General features: G+C 66.5%; 17 protein-coding genes. 12 read left to right on the top strand and 5 right to left on the bottom strand.

Annotated features, from left to right (window positions below; all coding sequences use genetic code 11):
* Position 1: 1 nt before the first annotated feature.
* The 4 genes from AASM09_RS08075 to AASM09_RS08060 all read right to left on the bottom strand — a co-directional run bounded on the left by AASM09_RS08075 (position 2) and on the right by AASM09_RS08060 (position 3,271).
* Positions 2–244, bottom strand: a complete 243-nt coding sequence (locus tag AASM09_RS08075; protein WP_005410256.1) for a SlyX family protein — start codon at positions 242–244, stop codon at positions 2–4.
* Positions 237–1,586 carry a UDP-glucose dehydrogenase family protein gene (locus AASM09_RS08070; protein WP_049428339.1) on the bottom strand — a complete coding sequence of 450 codons (1,350 nt, stop codon included), beginning with the start codon at positions 1,584–1,586 and terminating at the stop codon, positions 237–239. The genes AASM09_RS08075 and AASM09_RS08070 overlap by 8 nt, the downstream gene beginning before the upstream one ends.
* A gap of 23 nt (positions 1,587–1,609) precedes the next feature.
* Entirely contained in the window at positions 1,610–2,587 is a 978-nt protein-coding gene (locus tag AASM09_RS08065) for an FKBP-type peptidyl-prolyl cis-trans isomerase N-terminal domain-containing protein (RefSeq protein WP_049428337.1), read from the bottom strand.
* A 96-nt stretch (positions 2,588–2,683) separates the two neighbouring features.
* Positions 2,684–3,271, bottom strand: a complete 588-nt coding sequence (locus tag AASM09_RS08060) for a glutathione peroxidase (RefSeq protein ID WP_049428335.1) — start codon at positions 3,269–3,271, stop codon at positions 2,684–2,686.
* Between the two features lie 367 nt (positions 3,272–3,638).
* Between AASM09_RS08060 and AASM09_RS08055 the strand changes: the two genes are divergently transcribed.
* From AASM09_RS08055 to AASM09_RS08025, 7 genes are all read left to right on the top strand, one after another.
* Positions 3,639–3,875, top strand: a complete 237-nt coding sequence (locus AASM09_RS08055) for a hypothetical protein (RefSeq protein WP_005410260.1) — start codon at positions 3,639–3,641, stop codon at positions 3,873–3,875.
* 2 nt (positions 3,876–3,877) lie between these two features.
* Complete coding sequence (locus AASM09_RS08050; RefSeq protein ID WP_005410261.1) at positions 3,878–4,237, top strand: GntR family transcriptional regulator; 360 nt, start codon at positions 3,878–3,880, stop codon at positions 4,235–4,237.
* On the top strand, positions 4,237–5,112 hold the full coding sequence (locus tag AASM09_RS08045; RefSeq protein WP_049428333.1) for an ABC transporter ATP-binding protein: 876 nt from the start codon (positions 4,237–4,239) through the stop codon (positions 5,110–5,112). The genes AASM09_RS08050 and AASM09_RS08045 overlap by 1 nt, the downstream gene beginning before the upstream one ends.
* The gene (locus AASM09_RS08040) at positions 5,109–6,137 is read left to right on the top strand and encodes an ABC-2 transporter permease (protein ID WP_049428331.1); all 1,029 of its coding nucleotides are present in this window, start codon (positions 5,109–5,111) and stop codon (positions 6,135–6,137) included. Before AASM09_RS08045 ends, AASM09_RS08040 begins: the two co-directional genes overlap by 4 nt.
* Positions 6,138–6,162: 25 nt before the next feature.
* Positions 6,163–7,050, top strand: coding sequence for a DUF4097 family beta strand repeat-containing protein (locus AASM09_RS08035; protein WP_049428329.1), 888 nt, complete (start codon positions 6,163–6,165; stop codon positions 7,048–7,050).
* A 30-nt stretch (positions 7,051–7,080) separates the two neighbouring features.
* Positions 7,081–7,692, top strand: a complete 612-nt coding sequence (locus AASM09_RS08030) for a hypothetical protein (protein WP_049428327.1) — start codon at positions 7,081–7,083, stop codon at positions 7,690–7,692.
* Between the two features lie 100 nt (positions 7,693–7,792).
* Positions 7,793–8,218, top strand: a complete 426-nt coding sequence (locus AASM09_RS08025; RefSeq protein ID WP_033833950.1) for a hypothetical protein — start codon at positions 7,793–7,795, stop codon at positions 8,216–8,218.
* Positions 8,219–8,326: 108 nt separating this feature from the next.
* On the opposite strand, the gene AASM09_RS08020 is transcribed toward AASM09_RS08025, so the two are convergent.
* Positions 8,327–9,766, bottom strand: a complete 1,440-nt coding sequence (locus AASM09_RS08020; protein ID WP_343368927.1) for a class II fumarate hydratase — start codon at positions 9,764–9,766, stop codon at positions 8,327–8,329.
* A gap of 294 nt (positions 9,767–10,060) precedes the next feature.
* Here AASM09_RS08020 and purB point away from each other — a divergent pair, with 294 nt between their 5' ends.
* From purB to sucB, 5 genes are all read left to right on the top strand, one after another.
* Complete coding sequence (gene purB / locus AASM09_RS08015; protein WP_049428323.1) at positions 10,061–11,428, top strand: adenylosuccinate lyase; 1,368 nt, start codon at positions 10,061–10,063, stop codon at positions 11,426–11,428.
* 730 nt (positions 11,429–12,158) lie between these two features.
* Positions 12,159–13,574 carry a cupin domain-containing protein gene (locus tag AASM09_RS08010; RefSeq protein ID WP_049429410.1) on the top strand — a complete coding sequence of 472 codons (1,416 nt, stop codon included), beginning with the start codon at positions 12,159–12,161 and terminating at the stop codon, positions 13,572–13,574.
* 8 nt (positions 13,575–13,582) lie between these two features.
* On the top strand, positions 13,583–14,479 hold the full coding sequence (locus tag AASM09_RS08005) for a GNAT family N-acetyltransferase (protein ID WP_049429411.1): 897 nt from the start codon (positions 13,583–13,585) through the stop codon (positions 14,477–14,479).
* Positions 14,480–14,665: 186 nt separating this feature from the next.
* Complete coding sequence (locus tag AASM09_RS08000; protein WP_049429412.1) at positions 14,666–17,497, top strand: 2-oxoglutarate dehydrogenase E1 component; 2,832 nt, start codon at positions 14,666–14,668, stop codon at positions 17,495–17,497.
* A 39-nt stretch (positions 17,498–17,536) separates the two neighbouring features.
* The gene (sucB, locus tag AASM09_RS07995; protein WP_005410272.1) at positions 17,537–18,739 is read left to right on the top strand and encodes a dihydrolipoyllysine-residue succinyltransferase; all 1,203 of its coding nucleotides are present in this window, start codon (positions 17,537–17,539) and stop codon (positions 18,737–18,739) included.
* Positions 18,740–18,777 lie beyond the last annotated feature (38 nt).

Below are 18,777 nucleotides of genomic sequence, written 5' to 3'. Positions count from 1 at the left end.
ATCAGTAGTGCGGCGGCGGCGGTTCGCTCGCCGGATCGGAAGAATTCAATGCGTTGCGGACCTTGCCCAGGTCCTCCAGCAGCACGCGCAGCACGTCGGCGTTGCGCATGCCCTGCATGCGGGCATCGGCCAGCGCATCGCTCAATTCGGCAAGCGCCTGTTCCTGGAAGGACACGCGCATTTCCAGTTCGACCAGGCGCGCTTCCAGCGCCTGCTCGCGTTCGGTCGGCAGCAGGTCAGACATGCAGCGAACGCCCCCGGCCAATGCCGTAGTACGCCAGGCCGGCAGCTTCCACTTCGGCCGGATCGTACAGATTGCGCCCGTCGAACACCGCCGCGTCCTTCAGCTGCTCGCGCAGCTTCTGGAAATCGGGGCTGCGGAACTGCTTCCACTCGGTGACCACCACCAGCGCGTCGGCGCCCTGCAGCGCTTCGTCGGCACTGTTGCAGAACACCAGGTCATCGCGCTCGCCGAAGATGCGCTGCGATTCATGCATCGCTTCCGGGTCATAGGCACGCACCGTGGCACCGCCCTCCCACAGCTGTGCCAGCAGGCGACGGCTGGAGGCTTCACGCATGTCGTCGGTATTCGGCTTGAAGGCCAGGCCCCACACGGCAAACGTCCTGCCGCGCACGCCTTCGTCCTCGCCCTTGTCGTAATGACGCTGGATGAGGGCGAACAGGTGGCCCTTCTGCGCATCATTGACCGCTTCCACGGCGTTCAGCAGCTTCGGCTCAAGACCATGCTGCTGCGCGGTGCGGGCCAGCGCCTGCACGTCCTTGGGGAAGCACGAGCCACCGTAACCGGCGCCCGGATAGATGAAGTGCCAGCCGATGCGCGGGTCCGAACCGATGCCCTGGCGGACCTGCTCGACGTCGGCACCGACACGCTCGGCGATGTTGGCGATTTCGTTCATGAACGAAATCTTGGTCGCCAGCATCGCGTTCGCCGCGTACTTGGTCAGCTCGGCCGAGCGCACGTCCATTTCCACCACGCGGTCGTGGTTGCGGTTGAACGGCGCATACAGGCGACGCATCACCGCCACCGACTCCTCGCTGGTCGCACCGATGATGATGCGGTCCGGGCGCATGCAGTCGGCGACCGCGTCGCCTTCCTTCAGGAATTCCGGGTTGGACACCACGTCGAAGGCGATGTCCGCGCCACGCGCGGCAAGTTCCTCGGCAATGGCGGCACGCACCTTGTCGGCGGTGCCCACCGGCACCGTCGACTTGTTGACCACCACGGTCGGCACGCTCATGTGCCGGCCAATGGTACGGGCCACGGCCAGTACGTACTGCAGGTCAGCGCTGCCGTCCTCGTCCGGCGGAGTACCGACGGCGATGAACAGCACCTGGCCATGCGCGATCGCGGACGCGGCATCGGTGGTGAATGCCAGCCGCGACGCGGCATGGTTGGCTTTCACCATCGGCTCCAGGCCGGGCTCATAGATCGGGATGATGCCCTGGTTGAGGCCATCCACCTTGGCCTGGTCGATATCGACGCAGACCACCTGATGACCGACGTCGGCCAGGCAGGTACCGGTCACCAGACCTACATAACCGGTACCGAAAATCGCAACGCGCATGTCCGTGCAGGCTCCGTGGTGGCTTACGGCAGGACGCCCAGCAGCTCGACGTCGAACGTCAGAGTCGCGTTCGGGCCGATCGGGCCACCCGGGGTGCCATTCTCGCCATAGGCCAGATTGCCCGGGATCCAGAAGCGGTACTTCGAACCGACCGGCATCAGCGCAACGCCCTCGGTCCAGCCCTTGATCACCTGGTCCAGGCCGAACTCGGCCGGCTGACGACCATAGGAACTGTCGAACACGGTGCCGTTGAGCAGCTTGCCTTCATAGTTCACGCGCACCTTGCTGCTCGGCAGCGGGCGCTCGCCGCTGCCCGGGCGGATGACCTGGTACTGCAGGCCCGAGGCCGTCGTCACGACGCCCGGCTGGGTCTTGTTCTTGGCCAGGAAGGCATTGCCTTCTTCGCGGTTGGTCTGCGCAGCAGCGGCGGCCTTGGCCTGCATTTCAGCCTGCTTGCTGCCCATGAAGGCCTGGATGGTGGCGGTCGCGTCAGCTTCCGTCATCTTCGGCTGACCCTTGGTCAGGCCGGTGCTGATCGCGTCAAACAGCGAGGCAACATCGATGTCGTCCTTCAGCTGCGCCAGCGACGGGCCCACCGAATAGGAACCGATCATCTGCGACACCTTGACGCGATCGACCTTCGGCGGCTGCGAACCCGGCGCCATGCCCGGCACCTGCTGGCCGCTGCGGGCCATCACGACCTGGCGCAGGGCCGCATCGGTGGCCTTGGCCTGTTCCTGGGTGATCTGCGGCTGCAGGCCTTCGAACGAACGCTCCACGGCGGTGCGCAGCGCGGCCACGTCGATCTCATCGGCGATCGGGGTGAACGACTTGGCCACGTCCAGGCCGATGGCGTAGCCGAGCTTCTGCTTCGGGGAATTCAAGGTTGCGGTCTCCTTGGCGGCTGCGGGGGCAGCCGGTTGTTGCGACAGAGCGACACCCGAAGTGCCCATCGCCAGAATCAGAACCGACGCCGCGGCGCCGCGCATTCCCATCTTCATTCGCTGCATTCCTGGAAGTGTCTGGGCGCCGACGTCGGCGCGAAAAGAGACATTGTCGCACGCATGCCGTCGATGTCGAGGCATCCGTGCCGGATATCAATGTGCGGCGGCTGCAGCCAGCGCCTTGTCGATGGCCGCGGTCAGCTGCGGATCATCCGGCGTCACCTTGCTGGCGAACTGGGCGATGACCTTGCCATCGCGGCCGACCAAGTACTTGTGGAAATTCCAGCCCGGTGCCACGCCGGTGGCCGCGGTCAACCGTTGATAGAGCGGCGTCGCCTCCGCGCCGACCACATGCACCTTCTCGAACATCGGGAACTTGACCCCGTAGGTGAGCGTGCAGAAATCCTGGATCTGCTTTTCGTCGCCCGGTTCCTGCCCCTTGAAATCATTGGAGGGGAAACCGAGCACCGCGAAACCACGGCCTGCGTAGCGCTTCTGCAGCGCCTCCAGTCCTTCGTACTGCGGCGTGTAGCCGCACTTGCTTGCGGTATTGACCACCAGCAGCACCTGGCCGTGATAGCGCTGCTGCAGGTTGACCTGCTGCTTGCTGGCCAGCGGCCGGTAGTCCAGGTCGAGCAGGTCGGCGGCCAGGGCGCTGGCGGAACCGGCGACACCGGCCACCATCAGGGCCAGCAGGGACAGGCCGCGCAGGCGGCGCGGAGTAACGGTCGACAGGGGCATCAGGAGCGGTCCGCGGTAGCCAGTCACAGGGCCCGGCCAGCAGCGGCCGGGAATCGGCCGAACTATAGCACCGGGCTTCGATGACCCAGATGGCAGGGCGCGGACCAGGCTTTGCGCGGCGTGGCGACTGCGCCCTTCGCCGATCTTCGTTGGCAAAGTGATGACATTGTATGGACATCGCTGAATGGAAGGTCGGCCTGAACCGGCCAATGCGACAATTTTATTTCCCTTTAGAATCAATTGAATAAGGTGATATTTCAACGATCTGACCGCCCCTGCCATCAGTTGGGGCCGGCAGGGGGTTGCACACGGGCGTGCCGGTGTTATAGTTGCATACAACACCAGTCACCTGAGACAGGGGGAAGCCATGAACGCCCGGATCCGTCGCAACCTCACCGCACCCGCGGCCGCTGCTGTTTCGACCCTGATCGTGCTGGCCTGGCTGGCCACGCCCACCGCCCCCGCCTCGCCCGACAGTGCGCAGGATGCAATCGCTACACCGGCCGGGAACGCCGATTCCTCCCCCCCTCCCCCGCGTCGGCTGCACAGCTCCCTGTCCATGCCGTATTTCTCGTTCGCCCAGCCGCTGACCCCACGGAGCTGAATATGAGCGACATCCAGTGGAGCGACGGCGCTCCCATCTACCGTCAGTTGAAGGAGCGCGTGATCGCCATGATGCTCGACGGAATCCTCAAGCCGGGCGATGCCCTGCCTTCGGTGCGCCAGGTGGCCGCCGATTACCAACTGAACCCCATCACCGTTTCGCGCGCTTACCAGGAACTGGCCGACGAAGGCCTGGTCGAGAAGCGCCGCGGGCTGGGCATGTTCATGACCGAGCAGGCCGCCACGCAGCTGCGCAGCAGCGAGCGCGAGCGCTTCCTCAATGAAGAATGGCCGGCCGTGCTGGAGCGCATCCAGCGCCTGGGCCTGAGCCTCGACGAATTGCTGCCCCAGGGGAAAGTCTGATGAATAGCACCGCAAGCGAATCGGTCATCACCGCCCGCGGCCTGCGCAAGGCCTACAAGTCCACCGTCGCCCTCGACAATGCGAGCTTCAGCATTCCGAGCGGGCGCATCGTCGGCCTGATCGGCCCCAATGGTGCCGGCAAGACCACGGCATTGAAGGCACTGCTCGGCCTGACCTCGGTGGAGGGTGAGCTGAGCGTGCTTGGCCGCGATCCACGGCTGCACCGCGACGAACTGATGAATGACATCTGCTTCATCGCCGACGTTGCCGTGCTGCCGCGCTGGCTGAAGGTGCGCGAGGCGATCGACTTCGTCGCCGGCGTGCACCCGCGTTTCGACCGCGCCCGCTGCGAGCGCTTCCTGGCCAACACCAAGCTGCAACCGAAGCAGCGCGTGCGCGAACTGTCCAAGGGCATGATCGTGCAGCTGCACCTGGCGCTGGTGATGGCCATCGATGCCCGCATCCTGGTGCTGGACGAGCCTACCCTGGGCCTGGACATCCTGTACCGCAAGGAGTTCTACCAGCGCCTGCTGGAGGACTACTTCGACGAGCAGAAGACCATCATCGTCACCACCCACCAGGTGGAAGAGATCGAGCACATCCTCAGCGACGTCATGTTCATCCGCGACGGCCGCATCGTGCTCGACGCGGAAATGGACGAAGTCGGCCAGCGCTACACCGAACTGCTGGTCAACGCCGACCAGCTGGAGACCGCACGCGCCCTGAAGCCGATCGACGAACGCAGCCTGGCGTTCGGCAAGACCGTGATGCTGTTCGACGGCGTACCGCGCGCCCAGCTTTCCACTCTTGGCGAGACCCGCAGCCCGGGCCTGGCCGACCTGTTCGTCGCCGTCATGAAGGGGACCTACGCATGAATGCCATCAACCACCCCGTCAGCCCCCTCGGCACCCTGCGCTGGCTGCTCAAGCGCGAGTACTGGGAGAACCGCGGCGGTTTCCTGTATGCCCCGCTGATCGCCGGCCTGATCTCGCTGGTGATGAGTACTGTCGGCATCGCCTTCGGCCTGTTCGCTCTGAACCGCGCGGCGCGCAACGGCGCACTGCATGTCGATGGCGAAAGCGTGAACGTCAATGGCCTGGACCTGGCCCTGCTGACCCGCAACATCGACAGCAAGGACCTTGCCGACCTTGGCAACGGCCTCGACCTGACCCTGGTGCTCAGCTCGGCCTGGCCGTTCCTGGTGCTGGCCTTCGTGGTGTTCTTCTATTGCCTGGGCGCCCTGTACGACGACCGCCGCGACCGCAGCATCCTGTTCTGGAAGTCGTTGCCGCTGTCGGACACCCAGACCGTGCTGTCCAAGCTGATCAGCGCACTGATCGTGGCGCCGCTGATCGCGGTGGTCGCCGGCATCATCACCATGTTCGGCTTCATGCTGATCATCAGCATCGTCGCGCTGATGCACGGCGGCAGCCCGATGGCGCTGATCTGGGGGCCCGCCAGCCCGTTGACCCTGGCCGCTGGCCACCTGAGCTGGATTCCGGTTTACGCCCTGTGGGCCCTGCCTACTGCAGGCTGGCTGCTGCTGTGCTCGGCCTGGGCCAAGAGCAAGCCGTTCCTGTGGGCGGTGATGCTGCCGCTGTTTGCCGGCGTCATCGTCAGCACCACCAAGATCATGCCGCTGTTCGGCCTGACCACCGGCTGGTTCTGGCAGAACATCGTCGGCCGCCTGCTGCTGGGCGGCGTGCCCGGCATGGACCTGCTGTATCGCCTCGGCGCCGGTGAAGGGTCGCGCCGCGACCTGGACTCGGTGGTCAGCCTGATGTCTCCCGCCTCGCAGCTGAAGTCGCTGGCGATGCCGGAACTGTGGATCGGTGCGGCCGTCGGTGCAGTGTTCATCTTCCTCGCCATCCGCCTGCGCAAGCGCGCCGGCGAGATCTGATTCCATCCACCCGGAGGCACCACCCATGCGTTCCCTGCTCGCCTGTTCCGCGTTGTTGCTGTTGCCGCTGTCGGCACTCGCTGCCGATGCCCCGAACTGCAAGTTCACTGCTGCGCGCACGTTGAAGCTGGATACGGCCGGTGCCAGGGCGGTGGTGATCGAGGTGAACCAGCACGACCTGAAGGTCGTCGCCAGCAAGGGCGGTGGCCAGCTGGATGGCCGCGCCTGCGCCTCCAGCCAGGAATGGCTGGACCAGCTGGTGCTGGACCAGCGCAGGGAAGGCGACAAGCTGGTCGTCAGCCTGCGCCGCGACGGCCGCCACAGTGGCATCAGCCTGGGCAACAGCTACGCCTGGCTGGACATCCACGGCAGCGTGCCGGACAACCTGCCGCTGCAGCTCAAGGTCGGCTCCGGCGATGCCAGCGTGGAGAACGCACAGTCGCTGAGCGTGGATGTCGGTTCCGGTGATGCGGTCGCCCGCGGTACGCGCGGCAGCATCCACGCCGCGGTGGGCTCGGGCGACCTGAACATCGACGGCGGCAGTTCGCTGAACCTGCTGTCGCTGGGTTCGGGCGACGTCAATGCCCACAACATCGGCGGCGACGCCGTAACCGGCACGGTCGGTTCGGGTGACCTGAAGATCACCGATGTGCGTGGCAACGCGCGCCTGGACACGGTCGGCTCGGGCGACATCGAGTTCAAGCGCGTGCAGGGCAGCGTCGAAGTCGGCGTGGTCGGCTCCGGTGGCGTCGACCTGGCCGACATCGGCGGCAACGTGCATGTGCGCAGCCACGGCTCGGGCGACATCCAGGTGGACGGCGTACGCGGCAGCCTGACCGTCGATCACAGCGGCAGCGGCGATGTCGAACACCGCAACGTCAGCGGCCGGGTCACCCTGCCGCGCAGCAAGTAATCCTCTTCCAGACACGTCCAGGGGAACATCATGAATCTGTTGCGCCTGCTGCCCGCCACCCTGCTGTGCCTGCCGCTGATCGCCTGCGGCGGCACGTCCTCCGCCCCCGACAAGACCGTCGGCAAGAGCGTCGCCGAAGCCACCAGCGGCGTCGGCCAGACCGTCAAGGGAGCCATGGACGATGCCCGCAAGGACATCGCCCAGGGCAACATCAAGATCTCGGCCGACCAGCAGCCGCGTGCGGAGATCACGCCCGACGGCCGCCTGCTGATCGCCGGCAAGGAGGTCGCGGCCAACGACACCCAGCGCCGCCACCTGCAGGAGTACCGCGGCCACGTGGTTGCCGTTGCGATGGCGGGCATGGACGTCGGCCTGGCCGGTGCCAAGCTCGGTGCCAATGCGGCCGGCGAAGCGCTGAAGGGCATCTTCAGCGGCGACAGTGAAGGCGTGGAGAAGCGCATCAACGCCGAAGCCGCCAAGATCGAGGTCCAGGCCAAGCGCATCTGTGATCGCCTGCCGGCGATGCTGGCCAGCCAGCAGGCACTGGCGCGCGAGCTGCCGGCGTTCAAGCCCTACGCGACCATGGACCAGAGCGACGTGGACGACTGCGGCAAGAACAACTCGGTCACGTTCTCCAACTGAGACAAATCGACGCACCCGACCGGCAGCGGCTTTCCGTTGCCGGTCCGGCTGCGTCGGCAGGCTTACAATGGGGGCCCCGGATGCCCCCGAACCGAACGCCATGAAGAAGTTGTTCCTGCTGCTGGCCGCCCTGCTCTGCCTGGGCCTGGTCGGCTGCGACAAGGATTACCGCAACCACCGCGCCGAGCGCGGCAAGCCCAAGATTTCCGTCAGCGAAGGCATGGTGACCGTGCGCCGCCCGCCCGCACCGAACATCATCATCCTCGGCGATGGAACGATGAAGGTGGACGAGATCCAGATTCCGCTGGACGACGGACAGAAGCAGATGCTGCAGACGATGTTCGGCAAGCTGCAGGTGCTGCGCCAGAACACGCTGGTGGCTGCACCGGCCGACCCGAACATGCAGCCGGTGAAGATCCAGCCGCCGGAGGGCATGGAGGTGATCCCGGCCGACCTGATCCAGCGCATCCCCGAGTTCAAGGATTACACCGACACTTTCGGCAACATCGTCGCCGACCGTCGCTGAAGCAGGAACGCCGCCCAAGGGCGGCGTTTCCTTTTGTAGAGCCGAGCCCATGCTCGGCTCAGGTTCCAGGCAGTAGCCGAGCATGGGCTCGGCTCTACAACCGGCAGATCAACCGCCAGCGCCACCACCACCGGCCTGGATGCCGCCAGCGGTCAGCGCAGTCGGGTCCAGCAGGCGACGCAGTTCGGCCTCGTCCAGGCCGCTGTCTTCCAGCGCCACATCCAGCACCGGGCGCTGTTCCTTGTAGGCGCGCTTGGCAATCGCCGCGGCCTTCTCGTAGCCGATGATCGGGTTCAGCGCGGTGACCAGGATCGGGTTGCGCGCCAGCGCCTCAGCCACGCGGTCCTCGCGCACCTTCAGGCCGGCGATGGCTCTGTCGGCCAGCAGGGTGGACACATTGGCCAGCAGGCCGATGCCATCGAGCAGGTTCACCGCGATCAGCGGCAGGGTGACGTTGAGCTGGAAGTTACCGGTCTGACCGGCCACGGTGATCGCGGTGTGGTGGCCGATCACCTGCGCACAGGCCATCACGGTCGCTTCCGGAATCACCGGGTTGACCTTGCCCGGCATGATCGAGCTGCCCGGCTGCAGTGCCGGCAGTTCGATCTCGCCCAGCCCGGCCAGCGGACCGGCATTCATCCAGCGAAGATCATTCGCGATCTTGATCAGGGCCACGGCCAGTGCATTGAGCTGGCCGGACAGCTCCACCGCGTCATCCTGCGCCGCCAGCCCTTCGAACTTGTTCTCGGCACTGTCGAACTTGACCGAGGTCTGCTGCTTGAGCGCCTTGGCCACCTGCGCGCCGAAACGCGGGTCGGCGTTGATGCCGGTGCCGATGGCGGTGCCACCCAGCGGCAGGCGGCGCACGCGCTTGAGGCTGTCCTCGATGCGCTCCTGCGCCGAGGCCAGCTGTGCCGACCACGCGCCGAATTCCTGCTCGAAGGTCAGCGGCATCGCATCCATCAGGTGGGTGCGACCGGTCTTGACCACCTTGCGCAGGCTGCGGCCCTTCTTGTCCAGGGTCTTGCGCAGGTGCACCAGCGCCGGCAGCAGCTGTTCGTGCGTGGCCAGCACCGCCGACACGCGCAGCGCGGTCGGGATCACGTCGTTGGAGCTCTGCCCCTGGTTGACGTGGTCGTTGGGGTGCACCACGGTCTTGCCTGCCTTGCCGGCACGGTTGGCCAGGGTGGCGATGACCTCGTTGGCATTCATGTTCGACGACGTGCCCGAGCCGGTCTGGTAGACGTCGATCGGGAAATGCGCGTCCCAGTCACCGGCAGCCACTTCGGCGGCGGCGGTCTGGATGGCCTTGGCCACGGTCCTGGGCAGGTGGCCCAGCTCGGCATTGACGCCGGCAGCGGCGCCCTTGACCAGGCCCAGCGCGCGGATGAAACCGCGCGGCATGCGCTGGCCCGAGACCGGGAAATTCTGCACGGCACGCTGGGTCTGCGCGCCCCACAGGGCATCGGCAGGCACCTGCAGCTCGCCCATGCTGTCGTGTTCGATCCGGAACCCGGTGGTTCCACCCTTGCTTGCAGCTTTGCTCATTGCATCGACTCCGCACTACTTCAGTTGGGGAAAGGGAAGCGGCGGCTGGCAGGGTGTCGCTTCCCGGGCTGGCGGCTGCGACAACGATACTCCGTTGCCTGCAGGGTGGGATGACGAGTGCGGGCCAGATCGTTTCATCCGCAGGGCCCTTGTGCGTAGAGCCGAGCCCATGCTCGGCTGTTTCGGGCAATCCGGTGCCCACGGGGCAGCCGAGCGTGGGCTCGGCTCTACAGGGCACGCCCGCCCGGCACGTCGTAGAATATCGGCCCCGCCGCTCGTCCCCGCCCTGCCGACATGTCCGATTCCGCCCTGCTCGCCCTGTCCCCGCTCGATGGCCGTTACGCCGGCAAGGTCGACGCCCTGCGCCCGATCTTCTCCGAATACGGCCTGATCAAGGCCCGCATCGTGGTCGAGGTGGAATGGCTGCTGGCCCTGGCCACCGAACCGGGCATCGTCGAGCTGGCGCCGTTCTCCGACGCCGCCATCGCCCGCCTGCGCGCCCTGGCCGCCAACTTCAGCCCGGCCCAGGCCGCGCGCGTGAAGGAGATCGAGCGCACCACCAACCATGACGTCAAGGCGGTGGAGTACTTCATCAAGGAACAGCTGAAGGACGACGCCGAGCTGGCACCGGCGCTGGAATTCGTGCACTTCGCCTGCACCAGCGAAGACATCAACAACCTCAGCTACGGCCTGATGCTGGAACAGGCCCGCCGCGAGGTGCTGCTGCCGACCCTGGACGGCATTGCCACCACCCTGCGCACCCTGGCCCACGCCCAGGCCGGCCAGCCGATGCTGTCGCGCACCCACGGCCAGACCGCCTCGCCGACCACCCTGGGCAAGGAGCTGGCCAACGTGGTCGCCCGTCTGGAGCGCCAGCGCAGGCAGATCGCCGCAGTCGAGCTGACCGGCAAGATCAACGGCGCGGTCGGCAACTACAACGCCCACATCGCCAGCTACCCGGACGTGGACTGGCCGGCCTTCGCCGAGCGCTTCGTGACCGGCCTGGGCCTGGTGTTCAATCCGTACACCACGCAGATCGAGCCGCACGACAACGTCGCCGAGATCGGCGATGCCGCGCGCCGCGCCAACATCATCCTGATCGACCTGGCCCGCGACATCTGGGGCTACATCTCACTGGGCTACTTCAAGCAGCGCCTGAAGGAAGGCGAAGTCGGCTCGTCGACGATGCCGCACAAGGTCAATCCGATCGATTTCGAGAATGCCGAAGGCAACTTCGGCATCGCCAATGCGCTGTTCGAGCACTTCAGCGCGAAGCTGCCGATCAGCCGCTGGCAGCGTGACCTGACCGATTCCACCGTGCTGCGCGCACTGGGCACCGCGTTCGGCCACAGCCAGGTAGCGCTGGATTCGCTGGCCAAGGGCCTGGGCAAGCTGGAAGTGAACCCGCAGCGCCTGGACGCCGATCTGGATGCGGCCTGGGAAGTGCTGGCCGAAGCCGTGCAGACGGTGATGCGCCGCCACGGCCTGCCGAACCCGTACGAGCAGCTGAAGGCGCTGACCCGTGGCCAGGGCATCACGGCCGAGTCGATGCGTGCGTTCGTGCAGGGGCTGGAGCTGCCGGCGGAGGCGAAGCAACGACTGCTGGAGATGACCCCGGGCAGCTACACCGGCCTGGCCGAGTCGCTGGCGAAGAAGATCTAAAGGGTTTCCTTTGCGGCGGCGGCCGCGGGCGCTGCCTGCGGCAGGCAACTGCAACGGCAACGTCAAAGGCGGCTCTGGGTTATTGCCTCGCTTGGCGGGGCGGGTTGGGTTCGCGGGGGACGCCGTGGATCCGTCCGTGGAGGCTTGGCAGCCGCATCCATGCGGCTGACACCCCCGCGAACCCAACCCGCCCCACCTCTGACAGATTCCGGTGACGGATCGAAGAGCGTTGGGTTGTCGGGACGGAATTTAGAAGAGGGACGCGGCTTCGCCGCGTCCCTGTTTGTTTGTGGGGGTTCTGTAGAGCCGAGCCCATGCTCGGCTGCTTTTTGCAGGGGCAACAGCAAGCCGAGCGTGGGCTCGGCTCTACAAGGGCGTGAGCAAGCGCAGCGCGCGACCCGCCGTTGCCTTTGATTTTCTTCTTCCATTCCGTGGCGGGCCGCGCAGGAAACTGTCAGGGGCCGGGCGGGTGGGCTGCGCGGGGGCGTGAGCCGCATGGATGCGGCGATCGAGCTTACATGGACGTACTTGCAGCGTCCCCCGCGCAGCCCACCCGCCCGGCCAAGCGCGGCTTTTGCTTGTGAACCCACCCCGCCACGAGGGGCTCCGCCGTTGGCCGGAACCCCGCGACAAACCACCACACGTGCGCAATCCCAGCGAACGTCGGACAATGGAGGCCTTGGCGGCCCGCCGCGCCGCCCCTCCCGCTTTCCGCTGCAAGGATTCCCCCATGGCCGCCCGCAAGTCCTCCGCTCCGCTCATCGAAGTTACCGCCCGCCGCGGCCAACCGCTGGGCATGTCCCCGGCCGTGTTCCTGCGCGATTTCTGGCAGAAACGCCCGCTGCTGATCCGCAACGCCTTCCCGGACTTCCAGACCCCGGTGCAGCCGGAAGACCTGGCCGGACTGGCCTGCGAGGAGGGCGTGCTGGCGCGCCTGATCGAACACGACAAGGCCCAGGACAGCTGGCGCGTGCGCAGCGGCCCGTTCCAGGAAGACATCTTCCCCGCCCTGCCCGACCACGACTGGACCCTGCTGGTGCAGGACGTGGACAAGTGGGACAAGGACGTGCGCGCCCTGATCGAACACTTCAGCTTCCTGCCGCGCTGGCGCATGGATGACGTGATGATCAGCTTCGCCGCCACCGGTGGCTCGGTCGGCGCCCATGTCGACCAGTACGACGTGTTCCTGCTGCAGGCCCATGGCCACCGCCGCTGGCAGATCGATGCCAGCGAATCGATCAAGGGCAAGCAGCCGCCGCTGGGCTTCCGCCCGGACGTGGAACTGAAGCTGCTGAAGGTGTTCAAGCCGACCCACGACTGGGTGCTGGCGCCGGGCGACATGCTGTACCTGCCGCCGAACGTGCCGCACCACGGTGTCGCCGAAGATCCGTGCCTGACCTTCTCGTTCGGCATGCGCGCACCGGCCTCGGCCGAGCTGATCAGCGACTACCTGGACACCCTGATCGCCGATGCCGACGAGAACATCCGCTACCAGGATGCCGACCTGAAGGTGCCGGCCGACCCGAACGAAATCGACACGGTGGCGATGGCGCGCGTGATCACTGCACTCAACGCCATCCGCATGAACGACCCGGACAAGCTGGGCGACTGGTTCGGCCGCTTCATCACCACCTACCGCGCTGCCGGTGAGGTGATGGCGCATCGGGCCGCACCGGCACAGGAGGAAGTCGTCGAAGCACTGGCGTCCGGCCTGCTGCTGCAGCGCCACCCGTGGGCGCGCCTGGCCTGGCGCCGGGCCAAGCGTGGCGCCAGCCTGTATGTCAGCGGCCAGGATTTCGCGCTGCCGGTGAAGGACGCCCAGCGCCTGGCCGGCGCCGAGCAGCTCGACGCCGCCGCCTATCGCGGCCTGTCCGACAAGGGCCGCGCGGTGGTCCAGCAGCTGCTGGTCGGTGGCGTGTTCCAGCTGATCGATTCGAGCGAGATGTATGACGCTGAAGACGAGGAGGACGGCGAAGACGCCGTGGTGCTCGGCGAAGTGGTCGAAGGCCGTGACCGTGTCGACGCGATCGACGCCGATGCGGTATCCGACGATGTCCACACCGTGACCGTGCACGACGACGGCATCGAGGTCATCGTCAACTTCGAAGACCACGACGAAGACGACAGCGACGACGGCCGCGCCTGAGCCTTGCCATGATCCGGGTCCAGCAGGTCAGCCACGCCGACGCCCACTTCGCCATCCACGAGGTACGCCAGCGCGTCTTCGTGCAGGAACAGGGCATCGCCGCCGAGTTGGAACGCGATGCGTTGGACCCGGTCAGCGCCCACGTGCTGGCGCTGGACACCGACGGCGAACCGATCGGCACCGGCCGGCTGGCCCCGGATGGTCGCATCGGCCGCATGGCGGTGCTGGCCAGCCATCGCAGCCGCGGCGTCGGTGAAGCCCTGCTGGAGGCGCTGGTCGAGGCCGGGCGCCGGCTCGGCCTGGACGAGCTGCACCTGCACGCGCAGCTGCCGGCGCGTGATTTCTACGCCCGCCAGGGCTTCCTGCCGGAGGGCGGGGTGTTCGACGAGGCCGGCATCGGCCACCAGCAGATGCGTCGCCGACTGGGCGCGGCCAGCGCCATCGACGACCGCGCCGAGGCGGGGGCGATCACCACGGCCATCATCCACCGCGCCCGTCGCCAGCTGTGGCTGCACAGCCGCCAGCTGGACCCCGGCCTGCTGGACGCGCCGCCGGTACAGGCCGCCCTGCGCCGCTTCGTCACCGCCCGCCACGACAAGCTGCTGCGGGTGATCGTGCACGATGCAGCGGCGATCGCCTCCGCCGATGCACCGCTGCTGGCCTTGGCCCAGCGCCTGCCCAGTGTGATCCAGTTCCGCGAGGTCACCGACCGGGTCGACCGTGCGCTGGCCTCGGCCTGCCTGCTCAACGATGCAGGCGACTTCTACTTTCGTCTGATCGGTCATCGCCTCGACGGCGAGGCCGGCATTGCGCTGCCTGCACGTTCGCAGCCGTTCGAGCAGCAATTGCAGCGCGTCTGGGACCGTTCGCGCGATTGCAGCGAACTGCGTGCGCTCGGCATCTGAGCGGGTACCGCCCACTCAACCTGTCTGGAAGCGGCACCGGGGGACCCGGGATGCCCGTTTTGGTGCCCCTTCCTGTCCGGATGGGGGTACAATTTGGCTGTTTGAACGCGCCCGCGCAGGGCTATTCATCTTCCTGCCGGGTCCTTCTGAAGCCATACCCCACAAAGCGAATCAACACCCTCCATCGTGGACAATCAACTGAAGCAGTTTGCGCAATCTTCGCAGCTCGCCGGCGGCAACGCCTCCTATGTCGAGGACCTGTACGAGCAGTACCTGGTCTCCCCGGACAGTGTCGATCCCAAATGGAAGACCTACTTCGACGGCTTCAAGGGCCGCGAAGCAGGCGACATTCCGCACTCGGCCGTCATCTCCCACATTGCGGACGCGGCCAAGGAAGCGCTGAAGGCCGGCACCGGCAACGGTGCGGGCGACGAGCGTGAACGCAATGTCGGTCGTCTGATCACCGCCTACCGCTCGCGCGGCCACCTGGACGCCCGCCTGGACCCGCTGGGCCTGGCCGCGCCGGTCAACACCCCGGACCTGGGCCTGCCGTTCCACAGCCTGTCCGATGGCGACCTCAACACCGAGTTCAGCACCGGCGGCGTCGGCGGCCAGCCGCGCATGAAGCTGCGCGACCTGCTGGCACGCCTGAAGGCGACCTACACCGGCTCGATCGGTGCGGAGTTCATGCACATCTCCGAGGTCGAGCAGCGCCAGTGGATCTACAAGAAGCTGGAAGCGGCCGGTGGCAACTACCAGCTGGACGCTGACACCCAGCGCCGCACCCTGGAGCGCCTGACTGCGGCCGAAGGCCTGGAGCGCTACCTGCACACCAAGTACGTCGGCCAGAAGCGCTTCTCGCTGGAAGGCGGCGACTCGCTGATCCCGATGATGGACACCATCATCCGCAGCGCCGGCAAGGATGGCGTCAAGGACGTGGTGATCGGCATGGCCCATCGCGGCCGCCTGAATGTGCTGGTCAACACCCTGGGCAAGAACCCGCGCAAGCTGTTCGACGAGTTCGAAGGCAAGTTCGAGCACGACGAGCACGCCTCGGCCGGCGACGTGAAGTACCACATGGGCTTCTCGGCCGATGTGGCTACCGACGGTGGCCCGGTGCACCTGGCGCTGGCGTTCAACCCGTCGCACCTGGAAATCGCCGACCCGGTCGTGGCCGGTTCCGTGCGTTCGCGCCAGGAGCGCCGCAAGGACACTGCCCGCAAGCAGGTCATGCCGATCCTGATCCACGGCGACGCGGCCTTCTCCGGCCAGGGCGTGGTCATGGAGCTGTTCCAGATGTCGCAGGCCCGCGGCTTCGCCGTCGGCGGCACCGTGCACATCGTGGTCAACAACCAGGTCGGTTTCACCACTTCCAACCCGCTGGATACGCGCTCCACGCGCTATGCCACCGACGTGGCGAAGATGATCGCCGCCCCGGTGCTGCACGTGAACGGTGATGATCCGGAAGCCGTCGTGTTCGCCGCGCAGCTGGCCTTCGAGTTCCGCCAGAAGTTCGCCAAGGACGTGGTCATCGATCTGATGTGCTACCGCCGTTGGGGCCACAACGAGGCCGACGAGCCGGCGATCACCCAGCCGCTGATGTACCAGGTGATCCGCAAGCACGCCACCACCCGCGAGATGTACGCCGAGCAGCTGGAAAAGGCAGGCGTGATCGCCGCCGGCGCCGGCAAGGCGATGGTCGATGCCTACCGCGAGAAGCTGGATGCCGGTGAAGTGACCACCGAGCTGGCCAAGGTCGAGAAGACCCCGCCGACGAGCCCGCTGTTCGTCGATTGGCCGAAGCTGCTGGAAGGCAAGCTGTCCGATCCGATCTCGACCAAGGTCGAGAAGAACAAGCTGGTCGAGCTGGCCAAGCTGATCAACACCATTCCCGAAGACGTGCAGCTGCACTCGCGCGTGGCCAAGGTCTACGACGACCGCCGCAAGATGGCTGCCGGCGAGATCCCGGGCGACTGGGGCTTTGCCGAGAACCTGGCCTACGCCACCCTGCTCGACGAGGGCAACGCACTGCGCCTGGTCGGCCAGGACGTGGGCCGCGGTACGTTCACCCACCGCCACGCGATCCTGCACGACCAGAAGACCGACAACTACTACATGCCGCTGCGGCAGCTGGTGGATTCGCCGGAGAAGGCCACCGTCATCGATTCGCTGCTGAGCGAAGAAGCGGTGATGGCCTACGAGTACGGTTTCTCCACCACCGATCCGAACACGCTGTGCATCTGGGAAGGCCAGTTCGGCGACTTCGCCAACGGCGCCCAGGTGGTGATCGACCAGTTCATCGCCGCCGGTGAAGCCAAGTGGGGCCGCATTTCCGGCCTGACCCTGCTGCTGCCGCATGGCTATGAAGGGCAAGGCCCGGAACACAGCTCGGCGCGCCTGGAGCGCTTCCTGCAGCTGTGCGCGCTGGAGAACATGCTGGTGGTCGTGCCGTCGACCCCGGCGCAGGCCTTCCACATGCTGCGTCGCCAGCTGCACATGACCACCCGCAAGCCGCTGGTGGTGATGTCGCCGAAGTCGCTGCTGCGCCACAAGCTGGCCGTGTCGACCCTGGACGAACTGGCCAACGGCGAGTTCCAGCACCTGATCGGCGACGCCAACGCGGACGCCAAGAAGGTCAAGCGCGTGGTGCTGTGCTCGGGCAAGGTCTACTACGACCTGCTGGAAGACCAGACCAAGCGTGGCCAGGACGACGTGGCGATCATCCGCGTGGAGCAGCTGTATCCGTTCCCGCGTGCGCTGCTGGCTGCCGAACTGAAGAAGTACGGCAAGGCCACCGACGTGGTGTGGACGCAGGAAGAACCGCAGAACCAGGGTGCGTGGTACCAGATCCGCCACCACCTGCAGTTCTGCCTGGCCGATGGCCAGAACCTGCACTACGCCGGTCGCGCACGTTCGGCTTCGCCGGCTGCCGGTCACATGGCTGACCACGTCCGCGAACAGCAGCAGCTGGTCGCCGACGCACTGGTCAACCCGTTCAACGACACGTTCGCTGAATAATCCTCCCCTATTTAGAAGACAAACCAGGAAGCTCCCGCAATGGCCACCGAAGTCAAAGCCCCGGTACTGCCCGAATCCGTCGCCGACGGCACCATCGCCACCTGGCACAAGAAGGTGGGCGACGCCGTCAAGCGCGACGAAAACCTGCTTGACCTGGAAACCGACAAGGTCGTCCTGGAAGTGCCGTCGCCGGTCGACGGCGTGCTCAAGGAAATCAAGTTCGCCGAAGGCTCGACCGTGACCTCCAGCCAGGTCGTGGCGATCATCGAAGAAGGCGCCGTGGCTGCTGCCCCGGCTCCGGCTGCTGAAGCCGCTCCGGCAGCAGCCGCTGCCCCGGCCGCTGCTGCTCCGGCGGCTGCCGCCGCTCCGGCCCCGGCTGCCAAGTCGGCTGCCGATGCCCTGCCGCCGGGCGCCCGCTTCACCGCCATCACCGAAGGCGTGAACCCGGCCGACGTCGACGGCACCGGCCGTCGCGGCGCGGTCACCAAGGAAGACATCGTCAACTTCGCTCGCAATGGCGGCGCCGGCAAGGCCGGTGGCGCACGTCCGGAAGAACGCGTGCCGATGACCCGCATCCGCAAGCGCATCGCCGAGCGCCTGATGGAGTCGAAGAACTCCACTGCCATGCTGACCACCTTCAACGAAGTCGACCTGTCCAAGGTGTCGGCGGCGCGCAAGGAACTGCAGGACGAGTTCGTCAAGGCCCACGGCATCAAGCTGGGCTTCATGAGCTTCTTCGTGAAGGCCGCGGCCAATGCGCTGCAGCGCTTCCCGCTGGTCAACGCCTCGATCGACGGCGACGACATCATCTACCACGGCTACTCGGACATCTCGATCGCCGTGTCGACCGAGAAGGGCCTGGTCACCCCGGTCCTGCGCAACGTCGAGCGCATGTCGTTCGCCGACATCGAGAAGACCATCGCCGACTACGCCAAGAAGGCGCGTGACGGCAAGCTGGGCCTGGATGAACTGCAGGGCGGCACCTTCACCGTGACCAACGGCGGCACCTTCGGTTCGCTGCTGTCGACCCCGATCATCAACCCGCCGCAGAGCGCCATCCTGGGCATGCACGCCATCAAGGAGCGTCCGATCGCCCAGAACGGCCAGGTCGTGATCGCGCCGATGATGTACCTGGCGCTGTCGTACGACCACCGCATCATCGACGGCAAGGATTCGGTGCAGTTCCTGGTGGACATCAAGAACCAGCTGGAAAACCCGGGCCGCATGCTGTTCGGCCTGTAAGAAACCTCCCGCCCCTCCGCGCCTGCGCGGAGGGGTTC

It is taken from the genome of Stenotrophomonas maltophilia (assembly GCF_039555535.1).
Lineage (GTDB): Bacteria > Pseudomonadota > Gammaproteobacteria > Xanthomonadales > Xanthomonadaceae > Stenotrophomonas > Stenotrophomonas maltophilia_Q.
Note: the sequence above shows the minus strand (reverse complement) of the source record. Positions and strands in the feature narration are given on the sequence as shown.